Origin of the sequence: Flavobacterium sp. 245, from assembly GCF_004362055.1 — a bacterium.
Lineage (GTDB): Bacteria > Bacteroidota > Bacteroidia > Flavobacteriales > Flavobacteriaceae > Flavobacterium.
The window spans coordinates 75,253-99,896 of sequence record NZ_SNXB01000006.1; the positions used below are offsets into that span (position 1 = coordinate 75,253).

A 24,644-nucleotide genomic window follows, 5' to 3' on the forward strand; every position below is an offset into this window, starting at 1 on the left:
GATTCATCTTTTGCTGCTTTATCTGTGGCAAAAAAATATTTATTTAGTTTTTCGTCGCCATTTCGCGGTCATTTCTCGACCATTCGCTCCATGAACCGACATAAAGTTTCGGAATATCGATTCCGGCATAATCCATTGCTAAAAGTGTGTGACAAGCCGTAACGCCTGAGCCACAGTGTACAATTACATTTTCGGATGATTTGTTTTCTAAAACTTCGGAATATTTTTTAGCTAGGATTTCAGGAGATTTAAAAAGGCCATTTTCATCTAAGTTTTCGCTAAACGGAACATTTACAGCTCCGGGAATATGTCCTGCGATTAAATCCAGCGGTTCTGTAAGGCCATCAAATCGATTTTTATCTCTTACATCAATTACTATATTTTCTTTGTTATTTCGAGCTTTTTCGACTTCTTCGATATCGGCTGTTTTTAATTTCCATTCTGAAATTGGATAATTTTTTATTGTTTCAAAATTCTCCATTTCAGAACTTACAGGAAAACCAGCTTTTACAGCTTCTTGTAAGCCTCCGTTTAAAACCTGAACTTTCTCGTGTCCAATTGCTCGCAGCATCCACCAAAATCTTGAAGCCGCATTTGAACCGTTTTTTTCATCATAAACAATGACATGACTTTCAGGAGAAATTCCTGTTTTAGAAAGTACATCAGCGAACTTTTCTAACGACGGAAGCGGATGCCTTCCACCATTTTTCGGATTACAGTCGACTGTTGCCAAATCTTTGTTCAAATCAATATATCGGGCGCCTTTTAAATGTTCTTTTAGATAATTTTCTTGTGCATTAATTCCGGCTCTGGCGTCAATTAAAACAATTGCTGTTGAATTTGATAATTGAATTAATGCTTCAGAATTTATAATAGGAGAAAGTTTGTTTGACATTTTGAAATTATTTACTTTTTTTATTTCCAAACAAAAGCAAAGCGTTCAGAATTACTTTGTTTTGCGCTTCATTTTCAAATGTATACGACAGGGTTTTGTTAGTTTTGCCTTCATAATCAATATCATTATGCCCCATGTTTACGTATAGCATTTTGTATTTTTTATTGGTCCAAACTACCGGGTAATAACCGCTGTGCCATATTTCATGTGCTTTTGGACCAGTCCCTAAAGGGAAACTGCTTTCGTCAATTGCTAACAGAATTTTGATGTCTGGATTTTTTGTCAAATCATTGCTCCATCGGTACCATTCGTTTGGCTGGGACTTAAAAGTTTTAGGAACATTTTTAGTTATCGGATCTTGATTTTCAACTCTTAAAATTGCTGATGTCGGGCGCCATGTATTGCTTCCATATTCACCAGAACCTAAAAATGTATTGTGATACCAATCCCAGTTTTGCGGATACGATGAATCGTTTAGCGCAAAGGCCGAGAAATGAAAGCCAATAAAACCGCCGCCGTTTTCCATATATTTTTGGAAAGCTTCGCGCTGCGATGGAGTTTCTGGTCTTGTATCTAAAAACAATACTACTTGATAATTAGCTAAAAATTTTGCATTAAGGTTGTCCCAATTACTAGTTGAATCGTATTCAAAATGATTTTCTTCTGCTGCTTTGGGAAACCATTTATTGGCTTCATGCACGAAACTTATATGAGCCTGATCATTTTTGCCTGTATAAAAAGCGATTACTTTAAATTTTGATTTTTCTTTTTTATGCTGTGCAATTCCTGCAAAACAAACTAGAAAAAGAGCTAGCAGTATACTTTTACTAACTAATTTTATTTTTTGATTAAAAATAGTCATTTCTCTTAGCTAGGAATTTTTTCAATTAAAATTTCGTTTTCCGATTTATCAAAATACGTACACGTCATTGCGATAATATCAACGCGCCATTTTGCAATACCGCATTGCGCACAATGTGTACAAAAAGTCATATAATCGGTTTCGCCATGCTGGTGTTTTACTAAAAGTTCGATAAAAAGTTCTTTATTTGGGAAATCAGCGACTTTTATTTCAGGATATTTTTCCTCAGCGGCAGCGGTATAATTATTTAATCCAAAATAAATTACACTTCCGTCATGAACAAAAGTGTCATATCCTTTTACGCCAAGAATTATTAAATCTTGAATATAATTTGGAAAATCAGCACCGCTCTTTACTTTAGAATGTGCTTCTTTGATTTGGTCGATAGTAAACATAGTTTTAGTTTTTTTAGTTAGGGTTTGCCACGAATTACACTAATTTCCACGAATCTTTTTTAAAATAAAACTGAAGATAATTAGTGCAAATTAGTGCAAATTAGTGTAATTCGTGGCAGACGAAAAAAATTATTGTTTCAAAAATACGATTAATGGTTTTATAAATTGATCAAAAGATTCAATATGCGGCAAATGTCCTGTATTTGGAATTTCAACCAGTTTTGAATTCGGAATTGCTTTTTGAGTTCGTTTGCCTAGTTCTGCATAATTTCCCATTTCTGCTTGGATTTCTTGAGAAACTAAAGGCTTTCCTAAAGCAGTTTTATCTCTTGTTCCAATAATTAAAAGCGTCGGAACCTGAATATTTTTAAATTCATACAAAACAGGTTGTGTAAAAATCATTTCATATAAAAGTGCCGAATTCCAAGCGACTTTATCATATTCGGGATCAGTTGTCCAGCCGGCGCCGAGTTCTGCCCACTTTTGATAATTGGCATTCCATTTTCCGTTATAATAATTTTCCATTTGATAATTTTTGATGGACTGATAGTTTTGTTTCAGTTCAGATTCGTACCACCAGTCAACAGGTTTGTAAGGAACAACTAATTTCCAGTCTTCTAAACCAATTGGGTTTTCTAAAACTAATTTTTCAGTCATTTCCGGATACATCAAAGCAAATCTCGTAGCGAGCATTCCGCCCATAGAATGTCCTAAAATAGTTGCTTTTCCGATTCCGAGATGATCTAATAATTTTTTAGTGTTTTCTGCCAATTGCTGAAAAGTATATTGAAAATTATCTGGTTTTGATGATTTTCCAAAACCAATCTGATCTGGAACAATCACACGAAAACCTGCCGCAGTCAACGCTTTTATGGTTGTTTCCCAATATGCTCCGTTGAAGTTTTTTCCGTGAAGAAGGACCACATTTTTGTTGTTATAATTATCCGGCTTTATATCCATATAAAACATTTGCATGTATTGTCGCTGGTTGCTTAATTCTAAAAACTGAACAGGAAACGGATATTCGTAATTCGAAAGATTAATGTCTAAGGGTTTGATATTGACCTCTTGAGAAAAGACAAAAAGAGGGAAGAAAAACAATAAAAGCTTTATAATTTTCATTTTTGAGCGGATTATATGTTGAGAAGTATAAATTTACCGTTACCATTTTGAAATGCAAAGATTAATGTCTTAAAATTATCAGAAAAAATGCATTCGAAATACATTCATTGTTTTTGATGCCAATAAACGATGATTTATTGAAATTTTATCGATTAAATGATGCTGATTATGAAAATAATGCATTTAGACGAGTAATGTAGCAGTTTAGGGAACTTCTTTTATTAACAGGAAAATTGTCTGTAATTTTATAGTAAAATGTTGTTAGCTAAAAAAATGTATTATGAAAAAAACAATACTTTTGCTCTTGCTCACAGTCCCCACATTTGCCCAAGAAATCAACACATTTGATTTCGCCGTTATAAATTCAACCTTAATTTCTGCAAATATCGATCTGGATAAAGGCCGAAGCGTTGTCGCGGCCAATAAGGATCAATATTCGGCTTATTTTCAGTACGCATTTAGTATGTGTGATGACGATGTTATTTTTGGCGCTGGAATCGATAAATCGGAAATTGACCGGACTTACATTGGTTACATCGGGAAAATATGCGGCAAGTTCAGAGCCACAATTGGAGTCGGATATTTAGAATCTCGAAGCGGTTACGATGGAACTTTTACGGGTTTTAGTGTTTCATGGCATTTTTCTGAAAATACTTATATAGGCGGAAATCTCGAAAATCTGCATTCAACAAGTGTTGATTATGAAACAGATGAAAGTTTTGATTATTATAAAAAACTGGTTCCGAAAATTTTTGGGAGTTATGAAATTATCCCAAACGTTATTGCTTTTGGTCAGCTCAGCAGCAGAGTTAATGATATTGCGCTAAAATATCAGGTTCGCCGATTTTCAGCTGGAGGATTTTATTCTGGACATTCAGTAGGGGGAATCTTCGGAACTGTAAATATCGGACGATTTGCACTTTCGTGCAGCACGACTTTTGAAAAAGTAAACTTTGGGCTCAAGTTTGAGTAAATTACTTTTTAATTGTCACCACTCTTTGCGGATACGGAATATCGATATTAGCTTCGTCAAAACGTTTTTTTATGCTCTGCAGTAAGTCGCAATACATCACAAAACCTTCTGTCGAATTTTTTGCCCAAGCCCAAGCTTTTAAGTTTACGCTTGAATCGGCTAAAGCTACAACGCGCGCCACAACCAGAGGTTCTTTTTGTTTTTTAGCTTCTGCCGTTCGAGTATCAATAAAAAGGGGATGTTTGCCAATTTCATTTTTGATGATTTCCAATGCTTTTTCGACATCAGAATCATATCCAATTCCGATTTCGATTATTTTACAGCATTTAGTATCCAGCATATTTGTATTGACAATAATTTGATTGCTAATTACTGAATTAGGAATTATAATTCGGTTGTTTTCAGCATCTTTTAAAACAACCTGTCTTAAATTAATGTCTTCTACAGTACCAGCAAAGTTGTTAATGGTTATTTTGTCATTAATTTTAAAAGGTTTAAAAATGACCAAAAAGATACCGCTCACAATATTGCTCAGAGCCTGCTGTGAAGCCAAACCGGCAACAAGAGAAATTACGCCTGCGCCCGCTAAAAAGGAGTGACCGATGATTTTAAATTCGGGAATCTGAATTAATGCAAAAGCAAAGCCAAGAATGTAAATTACGGTAATTATTAAGTGTTTTAAGAACTTAAAACCAGTTGCATCATATTCTTTATCGCTTAATTTTCGGTATAAAAAATAACGCAGCGTTTTTTCTGTTACAGCGCCCAAAATAATAGTTGTAATGGCAATTAAAGCAATTACAAATGCAATTCTGAAGTCTTTTGTGTAATCAATCATAGGTTTTGATTTTGAGAAAAAAAATCCAAAAAACAATTATTATATATTGTTTTTTGGATTTTATAAAGTTAAAATAAATATTACCAGTTAGGTGTAATGCGTGAAATTTTTATTTAATACATGGAAACATAGGCTTTATTTGTAGAAAAGAGCTTAAAAAGAAACTAGTTTTAACGCATAGCGCGTTATGTTTGTTTAAAACAAGTGAAACGCCTTTTGTAAGCATCCTAAATCTATGTTCCTATGTGTTAATAATTGCGTCCAACGGGTTAAATATTGTTAGTTTTTATAGTCCCACAAAATCATCACTTTTTGGGAAAATGCTAAGCGCTTCGATTGCGATTTCTGGAGTTGGAGAAGCTAGTTTGCGCAATTTTGTATCCATCCACGCGCCGTCAACTGTAATAGTTGCGCAAAGCGTGTCATCTTCTCTTCTAAATTCATGAATGATAGACCAGCGCGAAGCATCAGCTTTCATTTTTGAAGTTTTAGTATGAATAAAAATTTTGTCAGAAAGTTTTAATTCTTTTCTGAAAACACATTCTTCTCTAAACAAAACAGGTCCAAAACCTTGCGTTTGCATCACTCTTAAAGTCAAACCTAATTCTTCAAGGATTTCGATACGATGCTGTGCACCAAAATCGTAATAAGCACTGTGACGAACGTGAAAATTAGGGTCAAGATCTGACCAGCGAAAAGAAATTTCTTTAATAAATGAAGCCATTTTGTAATTGTAATTTAAATTGTATTGCGATTGTCTGCCGAAATTGTTTCGTCTAAAAAGACAATCTTTTTAAAGATCGAAATTACGAATAAAAACAAATGGAATTTCTGGCGAACCAAAATTTATTTCGATTAATAGAAAAGTTTCTTTAGTTTATTTTGAAAGCAGTTTTTTGATTTCAGCCGCCAGATTATCTAGATTTCCTTCAACATTTCCTGTGGTTGCAAATTTTATAACTCCATTTTGGTCGATAAGGAAGTTTTTCGGAATTGAATTGGTAGCATAATCATTCCATATTTTTCTATCTGGATCGATTCCATAATTAAAATCAAGACCGTCTTTTTTTAGTTTTGTTGCTTTTTTCAGAACGAGATTTTCAGCTTCGCCACTTGAGATGGCCAAAAATATAAAATTGTCGTTTTTAAAAGGTTCTGTAATTTTTGCCGGGACATCGTAAAATTCCTGAAGGCAAGGTGCACACCAAGTTGCCCAAAAATTGACAAGCACAACTTTTCCTTTTAAATCAGACAGTTTTATTGTTTTGCCATCAAGCAGTTTTAAAGTAAAATCTTTAGCGGTGTCGTTTATGTTTAAAAGATATTCGTTAGTTTCTTTTGAAATTTCATTTTTTGGTGCTTCGGTAACGCTTTTTTTGCTGTTTTCTAGTTTTTCTTTTTCAGTAAAAATCTCAATAACCACTATAAATTCTTTGTCACCAATTTTATCACCATATTTTTTAGCTAATTCATTTCTTTTTTCTTCTGATACGCCTTTGTTCATAGATTTGATAGAACCTTCCTGGCCATATTTTTCAACTTGTTCCATTGTAACAATTTCATTGTTGACTATTAGTACAGTTTCTGGTTTTTTTGCGACTTTATTTTGTGCATAAAAGGAATAGGAGATCATCAAGAGCAACAAACAAATTACTTTTTTCATAGTGGTATTTTTAGTTTTTTTATAAATATAGGATTTTTAAGAATGAAAAAACTAATTACCTCAAAAATACAAGTGGAGATACTGTATTTTAGCATTTTAATTTAGAAAATGCTTTTTTTTGTTCTGAAAATTTAAGCAAAAATTCGGCAACCATCTCGGTTTCAGCAGGTGTAAAAGTTGCTTTAAAGTACTTGATGTAAGGTATTAGCTCAGTCAGAGTGAGAATTTTTGCAAATTGAAATTCCTCAATTGGCTTATTATTAGTGAAGACAATAATATTTTTGATCGGAATTTTTCTATCGCCCCAATGCTGTCGGGCAAAATTCCAATTTCGTTTCTTTTTCGTTTCTGTTAATAATTTATATAGCGCAAAATTTGTTCTAAGGATTTGTTCTACAGGAGAACGTAAATCTGAATTATTTATTGATTTGTTGCTCCAATTCTTGGTTTCGATTAAAAAGATACCGGCTGTAGAAATTAAAAGATGGTCAATTTGAATAGAGTGAATTTTGTCGTTGTTGATTTTATTACGAATTGGAGGATTGAAATTGCAGCAAAAATCGTTTATTAAAATAAAATCGTCAGAGAGTATTCTTAGTGCCTTTTCCACTTTTTGCTCGCCAAGAGCTCCGTAAATCGTATTGTTCAGGTTTTCAATTATTTCCTTTTTTTTCTCGAATGCCTGCAGCGGTGTAAAACTGCTTTCATTTATTGCTTCTTGAAAATTTGCAGACAGATATTCGAAACGTTTATTTTTTTCGGCAAGTAATTTTTTTACCTGATAATTGAAGGTTTTAATATGATATTGAAATTGAAGCTGTACAAACCAAAATTTTGTACAAATAATTAGATTTAGCCAATAGTCCCGTATTGTTGGGATAATTTTAGAATTAGTTTCAGGAAGATTTTCTATTTCTTGGTTAAAATCATCAAGTTGTTGCCGTAGCCGATCTTCAAGATCATTTTTATTTCGGGGAATTGCTTCATTTAATTCAGCGATTTCTTTTTCGAGAGTTGATTTTTCTTGCTCTATAAAAAAAGTATGATCAGAGATGATTTCTTGTTCGTTAAACTGATAATTTTTCCGATAATTAATCAATTCACTTAACGTGCGAAATTCGTCAATATTATATTTTACTAACATTAACTGTATAGCATTCAGACATCCGATTGTGTTATAAACTCTACACATATTCTTTTTCGATTAGGGATCATAAGATATATTTGATAGATGTTTTAGGACTTCATTTTCGATAATTCAACTTCAAGACGATCAAAGTTTTCTTCGTTTTTATCGACAACGTAAGGTTTTAGTTTCTGACATTCTTCCACTGTTTCAAAAAGCATTTTAAAAACAACTTTTGTCTGATTTTCGGCAACAGTTTCAAATGTTGTCAGGATTTGGAACAATGGTTTCGAATGACGCTTCCATGCAATAAGATTTGGTTTGTCAATTTTTATGAATTCACATTCATTGGCATAATTTCCTGCTTCCGGACCATGCATAATGAAATCCCATTTTCCGCCTTCGCAAAAGTTAAATTCATTAAACGTATTGGTAAAGCCGTTTGGTCCCCACCAATTTTTCAAATGATCAGGATCGCTCCAGGCTTTAAAAACAAGTTCCTGAGGAAAATTCAGAATTCGTGTCGTAACAATTTCTGATTCTGGCGTTGTTATGATGATTTCTGATTTCATTTTTGTCTATTTATTGATTAAACATTAGAGATTGCTACAGACTTTCGCCATTATTCCATTCGTTTTCAATTTTGTAAATTTTAATGAAGTACGGAATTAATAATAAAAGTTCTAATCGTAAAGAGAAATGATCATCTGCATCAGTAAATGAAGGTATAACCATAGAAATTACACAAATAACAATTCCTAAGATAGCATCAATTTTGGCAATTAAAATCGCATTTGCTTTTTCAAACCAAAGAGAATATCCTGCATAACCTTTTAAGGACATAACTGCGATAAGAAAAATTCCAATAACAGAGTATGCTGTATTGGTTTCAAAGCCGTATAAAGATAATTGAACATTATTTGAAAAAGCACTTCCTATTAACGTGCCTAGACCGCAAACAGCTAGAACCATAAAAATCCAGCAAAATGTTTTAATCCACCAAGGAAGCAATTTTCTTCTGATGATTCCTGTTTTTTCAAATTCGTCAAATTGGCCTTGTAATTCTTCACTCATGTTTTTTGTTTTTGGTTGTTAGTAAATGGTATTGTGATGTGAGGGCGAGTATTTTATCGGGAGGTAAAATCGTAAAACGTAAAATATTTTTTATGTAAAGATAAAAAGAAACTTTTTTGATTACTGCGTAATGTCGTTTTTAGCGTTTATTTTTTTTACAACCCACGGCAAGGTAAGTCCTTGACCAATTATCGTAATTAGTACAACTGCCACCGAAATAAAAATAATAGCATTTCGATGCGGAAAAGGAGTTCCGTCTTCTAGAAATTTAGGTAAACCCAGAGCAATTGCAAGCGAAACAATGCCACGCATGCCTGACCATGCGATAATAAAACTGTTTTTAGAATCTAGTAAAGCATGTTCACTTACTTTTCGTTTTTTCTTGCTGTTTTTCAAATAGGCTTTCTGTAAGTTTATTTTTTGAAAAAATATCCTCACCATTCGGGTTAATAATGCGACAATTGTAATTATAAAGGCGTAGCCAATGTATGGCAGAATCATTCCGTCATCAATATCTTTTAAAACGTACCTAAAATTGAGTCCGATTAAGATGAAAATTAATCCGTTGAGTAAAAAGATAATCACATCCCAAAGGTTTTTAGAATTGGTTCTTAATTTTTCAGGTAAAATTTTGTTGCTTAAACGAGCCATCGCCAAACCTAAAAATACAACAGCAATTACGCCAGAAACATGCAAATGTTCTGCAACAAGATACGTCACAAATGGCATTAAGAGCATAAAGCTGACAGTAACATTAATATTATTTCGAACTTTTGTCAGGATAAAAGCTAAGATTTTGCCCATCACAAAGCCTACTAAAAATCCGCCACCAAGCAATAGCACAAACTGAAGCGTGGCTTTCCAGATAATAAAAACAGAACCCATGACCGCTGCAACTGCAAAACGATACGCAACTAATGCAGACGCATCATTAATAAGGCTTTCGCCTTCAAGTATTGTGAGTGTTTTTTCAGGGATATCAAGACCTCGTGTTATGTTTATAGCAGCAACCGCATCAGTAGCCGAAAGAATCGCTCCCAGAACAAATGATAAAGGCCAGCTCATACCCGGAATCATGTAATGAGAAACCACAGCTATCCAAAATGTAGTCAAAAAAACTAACGGAATGGCTAATGTACTTATCGTGCTCAGATTTGTTTTAAAATGTTTTGGAGAAATATTAAACGAAGCATCATATAAAAGCGGCGGCAGGAAAATCAGAAAAATAATTTCAGGATTAATTTCGATTTCATTCATAGTCGGAATAAATCCAATCGCAACTCCAACAATTACCAAAAGAATAGGGAAGGGCAGTTTTGATTTTTCGGCAAAGGCAGAAATACCAATTACAATGGCTAATATGAAAATTATTATGGTGTAGTTTTCCATTTTTTTAATTTAGACAAATGCTAATGTAGATATTATTAGTTTGATTGTTAATCAACTTATTGGGAAATATTCAATCAATAAATGATTTCCTTCTTTCCATTTTATCCAGCCGGATTTTATTTCATTTTTTGATTCATCACATTCTGAGGTAAAAATTTCAATCCAGTCTCCTTTTGCTGATTTAACCTGAAAACAATCCTCTCCAGAGTATTTAATTGTTGTTGCATTATTATTGGGTAATTTATAAATTTTGTCCGTTTTTGAGACCCTTTCAATTCTAAACATATCTTGAAGATAATTTTCCCAATTTTTAAATTCGGTTATTTTATTTTTTTTAATCCAAAGTGATTTTCCGGATTCATTATTTACAATTATTTTAAACCAGTCATTTTCTTGTTTCTCGCAACGAAAAACAAAGAAATTGTAATCCAGCCAAAGCACTTCTGGTTTCAGCCATTTTTGCTGATTTTTAAGATCTTTAATATTCCAGCTGTTAATTAATTTATCATTAAAAAATCGAATAGTTTTTATAGGATCTTTTTCATTCATTGAAGAGTAAAATGGCAAAACGGTTTTGTCATTAAATTTAATAGATATCAAACCAATTCCTAAGTTTGTCTGTGCAAAGATCGAAATAGATAAAATTTGGAAAAGCAAAGTTAGTTTTAGTCTCATTTTATGAAGTATTGTTTTTTTTTTGTTGATATCAATTTAATTGATATCATTATTTACACCGATTCATTAAGCTTGTTTTCAAAAAATCGTTTTGTTAGTTATCATACGACATATCTATTGCTTTATCCACAATAAAAATTCTTCATTATCTGTGCACGACATTGAAGAAATAAAATTGTCAAAATTGAAATTATCATATTTTGATATTATCTCATAAACTGTTTCAAATCCTTTAGCGCCATGTGGAATAAGACACCCTGAATTTTCGCCAAGTAATGCTAGCCAAACATCGGGTACAAAAGGTCCGTCATCTGTATTTATTAATTTTATTTCTTGAATATCATTCCATAAAATTTCTTCTGTTTTTCTTTCAGGGTGCTCGACTCTAATAAATTCTTTATTAATTGTAATTAAAAAAATATCTTCGGGATTTTTCGGTTTCGGCTTTCCAAATAATTTTTCAAGTATTCCCATTTTAACAGTTTATTTATTAGATTTCCTATAATTTGACATGATATAAGCGTTGCATTCCATTATTATAGTGGGATTGGAATTAAATTAGGTTCTATTTTTCGGATTTGTTAAATCATCCCAAATACAAAGCCAATTGCCTAAATCGATTGTGACAACTGTTATTAAAGATTATTGTCATCATTTTTTTTCAAAGCAAGATCCTTTTGCATTTTTGCGACTTCATCAATCCATTCTTGTTTATTAGGATCATTTAGGGCAAGGTCGTAATATTTTATTGCATCATCAAAGTTGGCCGTTCTCCTATACATTTCGGCTATTAAATAATCGATATTAGCAATGGCTGTTTTATCTTCGTATTCATTTTTTTCGATTGCGAGGATCAAGAAGGTTTTAGTTTTTATTTGAAGTTCTTTTCTTAGTTCAAGAAATTTCTCCTTGTCTCGGGCTAAATAGGAACCAACTAAATAGCAGTGCGCTATTTGTTTATTTGGCTTAGAAAGAAATACTTTTAAATCTCCAGCAACTTTGCATTCATTAATATCAAACATTTTTGTTTTTTCATATTGCTGCAGAAAAGTTTTTATTTTCGCTTTTTCTTCGTCGCTGTATGTAGCTTTAAAATCATCAATATATCCTGAAAAATGACATTTTGGACATGAATTGATAAGTTCCTCATAAAAACTCCCAATAGCGCCTTGCTTTTGGAAATCTTTTAAAGAACCAAATGTTGTCATACTCATTGTGACACAAAAGTCAACGTTCGTATTATCCAAAGGACAATTCACCGTTTCGTTTGTGCAGGTATGTGCATTTATAAAGTTTAGTGTAAAAAGGAATAAAAAGGCGAAGTATATTTTTTTCATGAATAATTTTTTTAACGAATTTACTTAAAATATTAATTTATGGATAAAATATTTATGAAACATAATTTATAAAACACCTTAATAATGACAGTCAAAACACTGATATGCCACACTTGTCATGTTTTGAAAATGTCATGTTGTCAGATGGTTTTTAAGGTTCTGACGTCAAAACTGACAATTTTATTTAGTTTTTTATATTGGCACAAAGATTGACTTATGCCACCTGAGTTAATAAAATTAAATCAAAAATTAAATATATAAAAAATGGGTAAAATAATCGGAATTGACTTAGGTACGACGAACTCTTGTGTTTCTGTAATGGAAGGTAACGAAGCAGTTGTTATCCCTAACGCAGAGGGAAAAAGAACTACACCATCTATCATCGCTTTTGTTGAAGGTGGAGAAATTAAAGTAGGTGATCCTGCAAAAAGACAAGCAGTAACGAATCCTACAAAAACGATTGCTTCTATTAAACGTTTTATGGGACACACTTTTGCTGAAACTCAAGAAGAGGCAAAAAGAGTTCCTTACAGTGTTGTAAAAGGTGACAACAATACGCCACGTGTGGATATTGACGGTCGTTTATACACTGCTCAAGAATTGTCTGCAATGACACTTCAAAAAATGAAAAAAACTGCTGAAGACTATTTAGGTCAAACTGTAACTGAAGCGGTTATTACTGTTCCTGCTTACTTTAACGATGCACAACGTCAAGCTACTAAAGAAGCTGGTGAAATTGCTGGTCTTAAAGTTATGCGTATCATCAACGAGCCAACTGCAGCTGCACTTGCTTACGGATTAGATAAAAAAGGAACTGATCAAAAAATTGCTGTTTACGATTTAGGTGGAGGTACTTTTGATATCTCTGTTCTTGAATTAGGAGACGGTGTATTTGAAGTATTGTCTACAAATGGTGATACTCACTTAGGTGGTGATGATTTTGACCAAGTTATTATTGACTGGTTAGCTGACGAATTCAAAACTGAAGAAGGAATTGATTTACGTTTAGACCCAATGTCATTACAACGTTTAAAAGAAGCTGCTGAGAAAGCTAAGATTGAATTATCATCTTCTGCTGAAACAGAAATCAACTTACCATACGTAACTGCTACTGCTTCTGGACCAAAACACTTAGTGAAAAAATTATCTAGAGCTAAATTTGAGCAATTATCTGATACTTTAGTAAAACGTTCTATGGAGCCAGTTGCTAAAGCATTAAAAGATGCAGGTTTATCTACATCTGATATTGACGAAGTAATCCTTGTTGGAGGTTCTACTCGTATGCCAAGAATCGCTGACGAAGTTGAAAAATTCTTCGGTAAAAAAGCATCTAAAGGTGTTAACCCTGATGAGGTTGTTGCTATTGGAGCTGCTATTCAAGGTGGAGTTTTATCTGGAGATGTAAAAGATGTATTGTTACTTGACGTAACACCTCTTTCTTTAGGTATCGAAACTATGGGTGGTGTATTGACTAAATTAATCGAGTCTAACACAACTATCCCAACTAAAAAATCTCAAGTATTCTCTACTGCTGCTGATTCTCAACCATCTGTTGAAATCCACGTATTACAAGGAGAAAGAGCTATGGCAGTTGATAACAAAACTATCGGTCGTTTCCACTTAGATGGTATTCCACCAGCACCAAGAGGAGTTCCTCAAATCGAAGTAACTTTCGATATCGATGCTAATGGTATCATTAAAGTTTCTGCAACTGATAAAGGAACTGGAAAATCTCACGATATCCGTATCGAAGCTTCTTCTGGATTAACAGCTGAAGAAATCGAAAAAATGAAAAAAGATGCTGAAGCTAATGCTGATGCTGACAGAATTGCAAAAGAAAGAGCTGAGAAATTGAACGAAGCTGATAGTACTATTTTCCAAACTGAAAGTCAATTGAAAGAATTGGGAGATAAACTTACAGATGAGCACAAAACAGCTATTGAATATGCTTTAACTGAATTGAGAATGGCTCACCAATCTCAAGATCTTGATGCAATCCAAAAAGGATTAGACAATGTAAATGCAGCTTGGAAAACAGCTACAGAAGCAATGTACGCTCAAGGTGGAGAACAAGGTCAACAAGCTGCTCCACAACAAGAGCAATCTGGAGACAATGTTGAAGACGTTGAATTCGAAGAAGTCAAATAAGTACTGATTAATATCAGTTAACAATAAGTGCTAAACCGCTGTAAACGTAAAGTTTACAGCGGTTTTTCTTTTTTATGCATTTTTGTTTCTGCTGTTTTTTAATCGTTTTTTATCATATATTTGTACCATATTTGTACCGGCACTTAAAGGGAGACAAAGTGTCCCTTATGTACCCTTATAGTACTTTAATGGGAGACAAAGACTATGAAAAGATCTGATAAACAATGTCTTAATTGTGGGAAAGAATTCCTGCCTAAAACCGTGACTTCTGTTTACTGCTCGCATGTATGCAGTAAAAAAGCATACAAACAGAAGATGATACGGCTTAAAAAGGAAGTGGGGATCAAAGCGCTGGTAGATAAAATACCCCAGAACAGGGCATTTATTTCTGTCGCGGAAGCTGGCATGCTTTTTGGCATTCCCAATAAGTCCCTTTACCGGCTTGTCGGTCAGGGAAAAATTCCTTCAGTTAATCTGGGGACTCGCCTTATAAGAATAGACCGCAGAGTTATGGAAGAGATGTTCGGCCCTGCAAGCATCCTGCAGCAGGCTGAAAGCCCACCGAAGAAAAAATTATACAGTCTTGAAATAGAAGACTGCTATTCGATTGGTGAAATTGCTCAGAGATTTCAGATATCTGAAGGTTCTGTCTACAGCCATATCAGGAAATATTCAATACCTACCAGGCAGATCGGAAAGCATGTATATGCTCCAAAAAGCGAAATTGATAACTTGTATAACGGAAATGATTTTATATGAAACAATTAGCAAAAACCAAGGTGACTGTGCGTCTTCGAAAAGCAGAAGACCGAGAGGAATGGTATGTCTACATAGAAAGCTATCCTGTTGAGGTTTCCGGAAAGAAAACGCCACAGAGAATCCGTGAATACTTAAACAGAACCGTAAAAACCGTGGAGTGGGACAAGCAGAGAACCGCCCGTACAGATGCGCAGGGCATAAAATCCTATAAGCCCAGACGCAGCGATAACGGAATAATAATCACCAGAAGCGAAACCGACCGTGAAATTATGCTCTATGCCGACGGAGTGCGTAAAATCAGGCAGAAAGAATATGATAATACAGATCTGTACAGTGATGCTGAGAACCTATTGGCTGAACAGAAAGAAAAAGCAAAAGAGGATTTTATCAAATACATTGCCTCTGTGGCAGCAAAAAGGCATGCCCGAAGTTCAAAATCCATTATGATCAATTGGGAGCGGACCATAGAGTTTTTAAAAAGCTATTCCAAAGGCAGGCTGGTGTTTTCCCAGATTGACAGCAGAATGGCGGAAGATTTTAAGCTGTTTCTGCTGGCTGCGCCGCTCGGCGGAGGCAAAAAAGGAATACTTTCCCGCAACACTGCAGCAAGGTATTTTTCCATATTTAAAGCGGCTTTAAAACAGGCCTTTATCGACGGATATCTAACCGTTGATTTGTCTTCAAAAATAAAAGGCATACCTGAGCAGGAATCAAGACGCGAATATCTTACCATTAAAGAATTGAACGTGCTGGCTGAAACGCCCTGCGAAAAAGATGTCCTTAAAAGAGCCGCGCTTTTCTCAGCGCTTACCGGCCTGCGGCATTCCGACATTCAGAAACTCCGCTGGAAAGAGATAAACCTGGAAGACGACATGGCCAAACTGCATTTCACCCAGAAAAAAACAAGGGGTGTCGAATATATGCCTATTTCTGAGCAGGCTTTGCAACTCTGCGGAGAGCCAAGGCTTCCCGGGCAGCTTGTTTTTGAGGATCTGATGGACCCATCGTGGATTTCAAGACCTCTGAAAAAATGGGTTGAATCTGCCGGCATTAAAAAAAACATTACCTTCCACTGCTTCCGCCATACATTTGCTACACTGCAGCTGTCCAGCGGGACAGACATCTATACGGTCAGCAAAATGCTTGGGCATACCAACGTAAAAACTACCCAAATCTACGCCAAGGTAATAGATGAGAAGAAAAACAGAGCTTCTCAGGCAATACAATTGGAATCTTTAAAGAAAAGAGCGCAATGAAAATAAAGTACTTCGAATATATTACAGTTTACCTGTCTGTTTTTTTAGTCTGTGTCTTTGTCGGTGCAATCGGAAGACTGGTGCTGCTGGAAAAAGGCGCCGATGAATATACGGCCGGCGTTTTCTTTTGGATCAGCACTGGATTTGGAGTTTTAATGTTTGCAATTCTAAGCTTATTTCTAAACGATTTGGCAGAGAGATTGGTGAATCGCTTTTTGAAGGCTGAAAAAAAGCAATCGCCTGAAAGCCCCATTCCAAATGAAGACCTTGTAAAAATAGAAGAGGAGCTGCAGGATGCTTTAATTAAGCCCGAAATGCTTGAAAATAAAAATGCAACCATTGATATTGAGAAGATAAGGGAGGAGCGGCAAAATGCAGCCAGAAATAAAAAACAGGCCAGAATTGATACAGCCATCCGTTATGCACAGCAGGAGTTTGCGCTGTACATGTCGGATGATGATTTGAAGCAATTGGGCAGCAATATAATCATATATGCTGAAGACCTAAATTTTGAAAAAATTAAACCAGTAAAAGTAAAAGATCTGTCCAATCTGGATCTGTATCATTTTGGCTGGAATATCTGGAATTGTTTTAAAGCCAGCATACAGGACAGAGCAGCACAATTTTTAAAGCTGACTTTTGCTGAAGCTTTAAAAGATGTCGAGCAGAACAGCATTAAAACGCATCTCAAAGATGATGAACAGAAAGGGCTTATAAAGATTATGGAAGATCTTGCAGATTTTTAAATACCAACAGGTATAAAGCACCGTGTTTTTCAGGTGTTTCAGCTGTGAAGAACAACACAGCTGAAACACTTTTTTCATTTGCACCATAACTATTAAAAACGACAGTTATGGACACAAACGAAATCTCTTTTGAGAATCTGCCCAAAGCAGTAGCTCACTTAGTGAAAGAAATTGCCGAGATCAAACTTCTGATTCAGAATGTGCAGGTATATGAATCTAAAGAAAAAAGTATTCCCATCGGTATTGAAGAAGCGAGCCGGTTGATAGGAAAAGCAAAGTCTACAATTTACACTCTTGTAAGGCAGAGAAAAATTCCGTGCTATAAATATGGTAAAAAGCTGTACTTTTTTGAAGAAGAACTTTTAGAATGGATTTCTAAAGGCAAAAAGAAAACAATACAGGAAATCGAATCAGAAGTATTGAAGTATAATAATAATCGAAATAAATAGGGGGATAATAGACCGCAAGGATACTTATATTACTCCATTATATTATTAAAGAGATTTAGTACATGTGATAAGTTATCTAAAGAAAAATACTACATCCTTTCAGTATTCATTTCTTTGACACGATTTCAACTGTTTCAAGGAGCGTAATACACTTTTCGAACCTAAACTTTTTAGAGCCTTATTTTGCTGTGGTTGTACTTTTTCATTGTGCCACGATTCTGCCACAAAACTTAAACGGGTTAAATATTTCGTAAAAGCCGCCTTAAGTTTTGTTGCAAAAAAGGTACCCCTACCAAAGTTAATTAGCGCTACAATAGCTGCTTAGATCAGTGAAATATCTTTAGTAGACACAATTAATATATCACTTTCAAGAGTATTTCAAAGAATTATAAAAATAAATTAACATTCGTTGCTATTGGTAATTGGTATAGAAACTAAAAATATTTTTTGTGTTTAGATTTTAATTGCTTTAGAGTGAATTTCTCTCAACGCTGATGAGAGTTTTATATTTCTAAATCAATATAAAGAATAATTATTCCGCTGTGTAATATGGTAGTACATAATCCAAAAACCAGTTAGGAAAGTTATCGGATTTAATTTTCATATCGTTGTGATATAATTCAGCAATTAATTCTTGTTTAGTTCCTGAATTATCAAATAGATAAGCTCGGTAACATAAAGGTAATATTTGATGCAAATATTTAAGCGTCCTGTAATAGCGCTGTACTACCTTTGAGTATTCCACATCGTGTCCATTTTTGTTAACGCGGTCTTCAACCCGTGCTGCATTTACCTCTGGACTGTCAATGCATACAAAATATAGATAAATTCTATATCCTTTGGATATTGCATCTTGAAGTTGTGCAATTTTTGATGGATGACTAAAAACAGATTCAAATACAAAAGATTTATTGTGCTTAACCATTAGATGTCTAATATAGGAAGCAATAAACGAACCCTCATAAGTATGCTTAGAATCTGAATAATCTACAATGCAATTTTCATTTACAGTGATATTGATTTTATGATTATCAGCAGTAGCTTTTTCTATCAGTGAGATTGAGTCTGGAAGATCTTTAAATTCAGCTAAACTATCTTCTGATCCAACTACTCCATAATCATTTAAATCAATAAGCTTAAAGTCTTTTAATTTTCTTTCAATTTCGTCAGCATTCACAAAAATTTCAGAAAAGTAAGTTTTGGAAAGTTCTTTTTGAAGCGTACTTTTTCCAGATCCGTTTGGACCTGCAAAAACGCGTATTCTTTTATTATTTGGCACGAAGTATCATTCCTTTGATTAAATTTTTAGGCTGCTCTTTTCGTACAATAGTACCTTGCTGTTTCACACCAGATTTATCCTCAACATAAATTATATCATTTTTAATATAGGTAACCGGGAGATCTAAAGCTTTTGATTGACGTATAGCATTTTTGGCACTGGTTATTCCAGCTTCTACAAGTGATCTAGTTTGTTTGAAGTCGTTTCTGAATAATTTAGAAGGTTTCATATGAAAGAAAGTATATGGAATACAAATATAATGAAAATCGTTAACAATACAAAGATGAACTAAGTTTCTAAGCAAATTACAGAAGAAACTATGTGGAAGTAAGTGAACAATTTCTTTAATATGTATATTACTGCGTGGACACAATTTAAAAGTTAATATGGAATCTCAAGAAAGATTATTTATCTGTTTCAATTATGTATGAGTTTGGACACAATCGAATTGTTTCCGAAATAATTTTTAGTATGAAATTTTGGTTCTGTCGCATCTAAAGCTAAGTTTTATCTTTGCCATTTTAATTCTTAAACTCATGAATACTAAAGGTCATTGCTATCCGAAGTCTATTATACTGCAGGCCGTATATTTTAAGCTTAGGTTTACATTAAGCTATCGGGATGCTCAAGAGATCATGAAAATGCGAGGAGCTTCTCTTGATCATGCTGCTATTCAGCGCTGGGTTTATAAGTTTACACCTTTGCTTGAGTCAGAGATGAAGAAGAGAAAAGGCAGAGTGGGGGCGAGTTGGAGATTGGATGAAACCTATATCAAAGTAAAAGGTTTTGGTGTTAATATTATTTTTAGGTTTAATATTATTTTTTAGGAGCTTTTCCCGCTATAAGTTCCAATCTTTTGTGACCAGCCTCGGCAAAAAAGGATTTTCACTGCACACGAGCGAAGCGAACTGGCGAAGCAATCGGGGCTAGGGCGGCTGGAGAGCCCGGCTCTTTAGACTAATAAAAATAAGTGAGATTATAAAAAATGGCTCCAATTGTCTTCAATTGGCGCCATTTGGCTTGTTTGTGACAGGAACAGGATAAATTTCTATAAAATTTATGGACGATTTGAAGAGATTGGCTTTCTGGATGTAGGTGTCCGTCTCTCTATGTCTTTAGTATTTTGGTTTGGATGTCCCGTTGGGGATTGAATGAAAGAATCAAAAAAGCAATCGTTAAACTTCTTGATGTTAAAACCGACTTAGCTTTTGTGGCAAAATCTGCAACAACTCTTTTAAAGAAAAAACTTGTAAATTTATTTTCAAAATACGCTGTTAAAAGAATGGAAAACCACAAGCAGTTATTAGTTTTTTTAGTTAAATATTTTCATTGAAAAATCATAGATATAAAATTAATGCATTAATTTTTAATCAGTTGTGTTTTGTTTGTTGTAATTTTTCCTACTTTTATAAAAGAAGACTGATTAGAATCCATTAAATTCAAACGTCTTTATAATTGTAAAGTTCCATTAGCATATTGACATAAAACCATTAACTATGAAATTTTCTAAACATCACTTTTACCTTATAGCGACAATGGCATTTTTTTATCTTATTCCTTATTCCGTCGCAGCACAGGAAGAACCTGAAAAATCGGGATCAAGTGCCCAGGAACTGGCAGATAAACTGGCCAATCCTGTTGCAAGTTTGATCAGTGTTCCCCTGCAGAATAATTTAACATACGGAATTGGTCCTTATAACGGTTCAAAATACCAAATCAATATCCAGCCTGTTATTCCTTTTAAATTGAGTGATAATTTAAACCTGATTACACGCTACATTCTTCCCGTGGTAGACCAGCAGGATGTAACAGGAGAAAATATGCATGAATTTGGTTTAAGTGATGCCACTGTAACTGCTTTTTTTGCTCCTAAAACCAAGGGCATTATTTTGGGATTTGGTCCCGCTTTTTTGGTCCCGACTGCAACCGAAAAATTTTTAGGAACCGAAAAATTTGGTATTGGTCCAAGTGTTTTGGTGATGCATCAGGGAAAAGGACTTTCTATTGGTTTTTTAGCCAATCAGATATGGTCTGTGGCGGGAAATGAAAACCGGGCTGATTTTAATCAGTTTTATACCCAGATATTTTTAACGCACAGTTATAAAAGCGGGGCGAGTTTAGGAATCACATCAGAGATTACCCAAAACCGGGAGGGAAAAACAACCCTTATTACCGTTAGTCCAAATGTTGGAGCCATTACAAAATTAGGCGGACAGACCATGCAATTTGCCGTTATGCCTTTAATACCAGTTGTCGGTCATTCCAATATAAGACCCGATTGGGGACTCCGAGCTGTTGTCTCTTTTATATTTCCACAATAATTTGGTCATTAAAAAACTAAAAGATTATAGTCCTTGAAAAGGATTTTTGATAAAATAGAGATATAAAATTTGATACCTAATTAAATTTAGCAAAATGAAAAAAATACTTATTACACTTTTTGTGGTTTTTATCGCAGCTGGATGCAAGAAAGAAAACACATCTCCAACTGCTGCTGCAAGTTCTGAAAAGCCTGCAGTTCCATCTGATCAGGATATCATTGACGCATATACGTATCTGTACGGAAGATATCTGGTAATCCAGCAGGAAAATCATGATATTAATGTGGAGAAAGCAGGGTATAATAAAATCAAATACAACCCGCTTGGCTCTGCGCAGTTTGTAAACCCAAATCTGGATGTCGCTTATCTGGAAGCCTGGATCGCTGTTGATAAGGATCATGCTGTTATTTTGAATGTTCCTAAAATTGAAGGACGTTATTATACCGCTCAATTACTCGATGGCTGGGGAGAAGTAATAACCAATATTAACGAAAGAAATTTTCCCAAAACACCTTGGGGAAAATTTGCTCTGGTTCTAAAAGGTTCAAATCCGACAATTCCTTCAGATGTTGTAAAAGTGGAACTGCCATCGGAAAAAGTAAAAATGCTGGCCAGGGTAGAATTAAAAGGAACTTCGGCCACGGCCAAAAAGCTTCAGGAGCAATTTACTTTTATAGTTCCAGACGGTATTAAAATCGCACCGCCTCTCACCATTCCTGATTTTACTCCAAAAGCGCCCATTGGCGGTGAAATTTTTGATAAGGTCCAGGAGGTTCTCGATTCAGCATCTGATGCAATGCCAAAAGCCAAAGAATATCAGGCAAAAGCAATTGCGGTTGGCCAGTATGCCAAAACTGGTGATAAGGCAAAAGAGCGTATTGATCAGGTTGTTAAAACAAAAGCAATTCCTGCATTTTTAGAAGGCGCAAAAGGTTTTGGCACCCAAAAAGGAGGCTGGTCCGTATCGTATGCCGCGGGTAATTTTGGCGATGATATTATGGCCAGGGCTATTGTCAATTACGGGGGCTTGTGGGCCAACCGAATAGAAGAGGCCATTTATTTTGTCGGGCTTACAGATTCCAAAAAAGAATTATTAAGCGGGGACAAAGTTTATGAGATTAAATTTCCAAAAGATGATATTCCCGATTTGTTGGTCAATGCTTTTTGGTCTGTCACTTTGTACAGCGTACCGGATTACAGGGTGGTGGACAATAAACTGAAGCGCTATAATCTGAACAACGTTTCGGGATTAAAGAAAAATGCCGATGGTTCTTTGAGTATCTGGCTGGGTTCTTCCCTGCCCAAAGTTGCCATCCCAAGCAATTGGCTGCCAACCCCGGCAGGAAAAGGTTTTGCGCTTACCATGCGTATGTATGTGTCGAAAAAACCGGTGCTGGACGGCAAATGGTTTCCTGCTCCAATTCAAGAAATTAAATAATGCTTAACCATATAAAATGATCATCATGAAAAGTAAATGCCTCTTAATTTTAACGGCTTGCGCATTGATTTTAAATATTGGATGTAAAAAGCCCGAAACGGAAAACACTGCATCGACAACTGTTCAAACATCTTCGGGAAATGAAATAAAAATGGATGGAGAACTGCCTTCAAAAGAATCAATTCCAGCCTTGTTTGACGAGATGGATTTTCAGCAGGCCACGCAGTGTTATTTATGGGGACTGCCAATTGTGGCTTTTGCCCAGTGGCAGCAGATTCATTATAAAACATTCAATGCATCAAGCAATGACCTGGTTTTTTATAACACCTACAATGATCGATTGGGAATCCTGACCGGAAATGCTACAACGCCTTATATAATGTCTTTTATTGATCTGGCGGCAAACGGGCCAACGGTTATTGAAATGCCAGCAGGGCATACCGCTGGCGGACTTGGAGATTTCTGGCAGCGCGAGCAGGCCGTAATTGGAGAAATGGGGCCGGACAAAGGAAAAGGGGGAAAATATATTTTGGTGCCGCCCACTATGAAAGATTTCAAACCTGCAGGATATTTTATAGTTCCCTGCAATACCGTGAATATGTTTTTTGGATTCAGGGCTTTGGATCCTGATCCAAAAGTCACTGAAACTCTGGTAAAACAGGTGAAAATTTATCCGTATGATAAGCGTGCTAATCCGACACCGACAAAAGTCGTGAGCCCGCCGTCGGGTAAAAAATGGTACGGAATTCAGCCCGCCGGAATTGCTTATTGGGAAAGGCTTCATGCTATTTTGCAAAATGAGCCGGTAGAAGATCGTGATCGCTTTTTTATGGCCTGGCTCCGGAATCTCGGAATAGAGAAAGGAAAACCATTTAATCCGGACGAGCGCCAAAAGAAAATATTAATTGCTGCGGCCGAAAAAGGACAGCAGATGGCAATGGCAAATTCATTCAATAAACGTTTTGAAAACGTTAAACACTGGCCGGACAAAAAATGGGATTATGTGATGATTATCAAAGATCCCTCGCAGCATGCTGACAATTATGATGAGTTTTTCGAAAGGACTTCTTATTTCTACGAGGCGGTTACCTATTCAAAAGCCATGATTACCAAAATCCCCAATGTGGGCCAGGCTTATCTGGGATCCTATTATGACAGCAATGGAAGCTGGCTGGACGGGGGAAAAAATTACACGCTGAATGTTCCCGCCAATCCGCCGGCGGTTAATTTCTGGTCCATTACCATTTATGATTCGGCAACACGCTGTCTGATTGATAATGCTCAGAAAAATGCTGATCTGTCTTCGCGTAAGGACCTGATAAAAAATGAAGATGGCTCTGTTGACCTGTACTTTGGTCCAAAGGCGCCTGCAGGAAAAGAGAAAAACTGGGTACAGACCCTGCCAGGGAAACACTGGTTTACCTACATGCGTTTTTACGGGCCAACCGCGGCTTACTTTGACAAAAGCTGGAAAATGGATGATATCAAAGAGATCAGATGATAGTTGGATTAAATGAGGTAGGTATTGCTTTGGATATTAGATCAATAAAATATGGGATTTGAAAAATTAACATCTAAAGAAAAACATTTTTATTTAGCAAAATTGGAAAGCATTCTAATTTCCAAAAAGAAAAATGATTTTAGCCTCAGGATTTAAATCCAGGACGACCGGCTACCGGGCTTTTATAAAACATGCCGGGGTAGCTCCATCAGAATATTTAAGATCATACAAAACTGCATATGAAAGGCTAAAAGGCCAGAGAGCAATTTTTAAAGTTGTATAAGGCAAGGTATTTGAATAACCTGTATAAGCCTTGAATCAAAATCTGCAGTAAGAGGCCCTCTGTCAAATTGAGCTGCTGAATATAAATTTTATCCAAAAAGCCCCTGAAGTTAATG

General features: G+C 35.2%; 26 protein-coding genes. 10 read left to right on the forward strand and 16 right to left on the reverse strand.

The window, feature by feature from the left end; genetic code table 11:
* Nucleotides 1-43 precede the first annotated feature (43 nt).
* From EV145_RS13255 to EV145_RS13270, 4 genes are all read right to left on the reverse strand, one after another.
* Complete coding sequence (locus EV145_RS13255) at nucleotides 44-895, reverse strand: sulfurtransferase (RefSeq protein WP_133525680.1); 852 nt, start codon at nucleotides 893-895, stop codon at nucleotides 44-46.
* Nucleotides 896-902: 7 nt separating this feature from the next.
* A complete protein-coding gene (locus EV145_RS13260) occupies nucleotides 903-1,757 on the reverse strand; it encodes a ThuA domain-containing protein (RefSeq protein ID WP_133525681.1) in 855 nt (284 codons plus the stop codon).
* A gap of 5 nt (nucleotides 1,758-1,762) precedes the next feature.
* Nucleotides 1,763-2,152, reverse strand: coding sequence for a DUF1398 domain-containing protein (locus EV145_RS13265; RefSeq protein WP_133525682.1), 390 nt, complete (start codon nucleotides 2,150-2,152; stop codon nucleotides 1,763-1,765).
* A gap of 129 nt (nucleotides 2,153-2,281) precedes the next feature.
* On the reverse strand, nucleotides 2,282-3,274 hold the full coding sequence (locus EV145_RS13270; RefSeq protein ID WP_133525683.1) for an alpha/beta fold hydrolase: 993 nt from the start codon (nucleotides 3,272-3,274) through the stop codon (nucleotides 2,282-2,284).
* Nucleotides 3,275-3,554: 280 nt separating this feature from the next.
* Between EV145_RS13270 and EV145_RS13275 the strand changes: the two genes are divergently transcribed.
* The gene (locus EV145_RS13275; protein ID WP_133525684.1) at nucleotides 3,555-4,247 is read left to right on the forward strand and encodes a hypothetical protein; all 693 of its coding nucleotides are present in this window, start codon (nucleotides 3,555-3,557) and stop codon (nucleotides 4,245-4,247) included.
* A 1-nt stretch (nucleotide 4,248) separates the two neighbouring features.
* On the opposite strand, the gene EV145_RS13280 is transcribed toward EV145_RS13275, so the two are convergent.
* From EV145_RS13280 to EV145_RS13325, 10 genes are all read right to left on the reverse strand, one after another.
* Nucleotides 4,249-5,085 carry a mechanosensitive ion channel family protein gene (locus tag EV145_RS13280; protein ID WP_133525685.1) on the reverse strand — a complete coding sequence of 279 codons (837 nt, stop codon included), beginning with the start codon at nucleotides 5,083-5,085 and terminating at the stop codon, nucleotides 4,249-4,251.
* Nucleotides 5,086-5,371: 286 nt separating this feature from the next.
* The gene (locus tag EV145_RS13285) at nucleotides 5,372-5,809 is read right to left on the reverse strand and encodes an acyl-CoA thioesterase (RefSeq protein ID WP_026982233.1); all 438 of its coding nucleotides are present in this window, start codon (nucleotides 5,807-5,809) and stop codon (nucleotides 5,372-5,374) included.
* A 153-nt stretch (nucleotides 5,810-5,962) separates the two neighbouring features.
* Nucleotides 5,963-6,748 carry a peroxiredoxin family protein gene (locus EV145_RS13290; protein ID WP_133525686.1) on the reverse strand — a complete coding sequence of 262 codons (786 nt, stop codon included), beginning with the start codon at nucleotides 6,746-6,748 and terminating at the stop codon, nucleotides 5,963-5,965.
* An 88-nt stretch (nucleotides 6,749-6,836) separates the two neighbouring features.
* Nucleotides 6,837-7,940, reverse strand: a complete 1,104-nt coding sequence (locus EV145_RS13295) for a nuclease-related domain-containing protein (protein WP_133525687.1) — start codon at nucleotides 7,938-7,940, stop codon at nucleotides 6,837-6,839.
* Nucleotides 7,941-7,984: 44 nt separating this feature from the next.
* Nucleotides 7,985-8,446 (reverse strand): SRPBCC family protein, encoded by a 462-nt coding sequence (locus EV145_RS13300; RefSeq protein WP_133525688.1) that lies wholly within the window; start codon nucleotides 8,444-8,446, stop codon nucleotides 7,985-7,987.
* Nucleotides 8,447-8,480: 34 nt separating this feature from the next.
* Nucleotides 8,481-8,948 carry a hypothetical protein gene (locus EV145_RS13305; RefSeq protein ID WP_133525689.1) on the reverse strand — a complete coding sequence of 156 codons (468 nt, stop codon included), beginning with the start codon at nucleotides 8,946-8,948 and terminating at the stop codon, nucleotides 8,481-8,483.
* A gap of 120 nt (nucleotides 8,949-9,068) precedes the next feature.
* Nucleotides 9,069-10,337 carry a Na+/H+ antiporter gene (locus EV145_RS13310; protein WP_133525690.1) on the reverse strand — a complete coding sequence of 423 codons (1,269 nt, stop codon included), beginning with the start codon at nucleotides 10,335-10,337 and terminating at the stop codon, nucleotides 9,069-9,071.
* Between the two features lie 51 nt (nucleotides 10,338-10,388).
* The gene (locus EV145_RS13315; protein WP_133525691.1) at nucleotides 10,389-11,012 is read right to left on the reverse strand and encodes a hypothetical protein; all 624 of its coding nucleotides are present in this window, start codon (nucleotides 11,010-11,012) and stop codon (nucleotides 10,389-10,391) included.
* 114 nt (nucleotides 11,013-11,126) lie between these two features.
* Complete coding sequence (locus EV145_RS13320; protein ID WP_133525692.1) at nucleotides 11,127-11,486, reverse strand: hypothetical protein; 360 nt, start codon at nucleotides 11,484-11,486, stop codon at nucleotides 11,127-11,129.
* 161 nt (nucleotides 11,487-11,647) lie between these two features.
* Nucleotides 11,648-12,349 carry a DUF2225 domain-containing protein gene (locus EV145_RS13325; RefSeq protein ID WP_133525693.1) on the reverse strand — a complete coding sequence of 234 codons (702 nt, stop codon included), beginning with the start codon at nucleotides 12,347-12,349 and terminating at the stop codon, nucleotides 11,648-11,650.
* Between the two features lie 264 nt (nucleotides 12,350-12,613).
* Between EV145_RS13325 and dnaK the strand changes: the two genes are divergently transcribed.
* The 5 genes from dnaK to EV145_RS13350 all read left to right on the forward strand — a co-directional run bounded on the left by dnaK (nucleotide 12,614) and on the right by EV145_RS13350 (nucleotide 17,707).
* Nucleotides 12,614-14,497, forward strand: coding sequence for a molecular chaperone DnaK (gene dnaK, locus EV145_RS13330; protein WP_133525694.1), 1,884 nt, complete (start codon nucleotides 12,614-12,616; stop codon nucleotides 14,495-14,497).
* Between the two features lie 204 nt (nucleotides 14,498-14,701).
* The gene (locus tag EV145_RS13335; RefSeq protein WP_133525695.1) at nucleotides 14,702-15,256 is read left to right on the forward strand and encodes a helix-turn-helix domain-containing protein; all 555 of its coding nucleotides are present in this window, start codon (nucleotides 14,702-14,704) and stop codon (nucleotides 15,254-15,256) included.
* Nucleotides 15,253-16,512 carry a site-specific integrase gene (locus tag EV145_RS13340; RefSeq protein ID WP_133525696.1) on the forward strand — a complete coding sequence of 420 codons (1,260 nt, stop codon included), beginning with the start codon at nucleotides 15,253-15,255 and terminating at the stop codon, nucleotides 16,510-16,512. Before EV145_RS13335 ends, EV145_RS13340 begins: the two co-directional genes overlap by 4 nt.
* Nucleotides 16,509-17,258, forward strand: a complete 750-nt coding sequence (locus EV145_RS13345; RefSeq protein WP_133525697.1) for a hypothetical protein — start codon at nucleotides 16,509-16,511, stop codon at nucleotides 17,256-17,258. Before EV145_RS13340 ends, EV145_RS13345 begins: the two co-directional genes overlap by 4 nt.
* Before the next feature lie 107 nt (nucleotides 17,259-17,365).
* The gene (locus EV145_RS13350; RefSeq protein ID WP_133525698.1) at nucleotides 17,366-17,707 is read left to right on the forward strand and encodes a helix-turn-helix domain-containing protein; all 342 of its coding nucleotides are present in this window, start codon (nucleotides 17,366-17,368) and stop codon (nucleotides 17,705-17,707) included.
* Nucleotides 17,708-18,239: 532 nt separating this feature from the next.
* On the opposite strand, the gene EV145_RS13355 is transcribed toward EV145_RS13350, so the two are convergent.
* Both EV145_RS13355 and EV145_RS13360 read right to left on the reverse strand, forming a co-directional pair.
* Nucleotides 18,240-18,986 (reverse strand): zeta toxin family protein, encoded by a 747-nt coding sequence (locus tag EV145_RS13355; RefSeq protein ID WP_133525699.1) that lies wholly within the window; start codon nucleotides 18,984-18,986, stop codon nucleotides 18,240-18,242.
* On the reverse strand, nucleotides 18,976-19,215 hold the full coding sequence (locus EV145_RS13360; RefSeq protein ID WP_133525700.1) for a hypothetical protein: 240 nt from the start codon (nucleotides 19,213-19,215) through the stop codon (nucleotides 18,976-18,978). The genes EV145_RS13355 and EV145_RS13360 overlap by 11 nt, the downstream gene beginning before the upstream one ends.
* Nucleotides 19,216-19,522: 307 nt before the next feature.
* Between EV145_RS13360 and EV145_RS13365 the strand changes: the two genes are divergently transcribed.
* From EV145_RS13365 to EV145_RS13380, 4 genes are all read left to right on the forward strand, one after another.
* On the forward strand, nucleotides 19,523-19,813 hold the full coding sequence (locus tag EV145_RS13365) for an IS6 family transposase (protein WP_133525701.1): 291 nt from the start codon (nucleotides 19,523-19,525) through the stop codon (nucleotides 19,811-19,813).
* A 669-nt stretch (nucleotides 19,814-20,482) separates the two neighbouring features.
* Entirely contained in the window at nucleotides 20,483-21,307 is an 825-nt protein-coding gene (locus EV145_RS13370) for a hypothetical protein (RefSeq protein WP_133525702.1), read from the forward strand.
* Between the two features lie 94 nt (nucleotides 21,308-21,401).
* Nucleotides 21,402-22,745, forward strand: a complete 1,344-nt coding sequence (locus tag EV145_RS13375; RefSeq protein WP_133525703.1) for a DUF1214 domain-containing protein — start codon at nucleotides 21,402-21,404, stop codon at nucleotides 22,743-22,745.
* 25 nt (nucleotides 22,746-22,770) lie between these two features.
* Nucleotides 22,771-24,246 carry a DUF1254 domain-containing protein gene (locus EV145_RS13380; protein ID WP_133525704.1) on the forward strand — a complete coding sequence of 492 codons (1,476 nt, stop codon included), beginning with the start codon at nucleotides 22,771-22,773 and terminating at the stop codon, nucleotides 24,244-24,246.
* Nucleotides 24,247-24,644 lie beyond the last annotated feature (398 nt).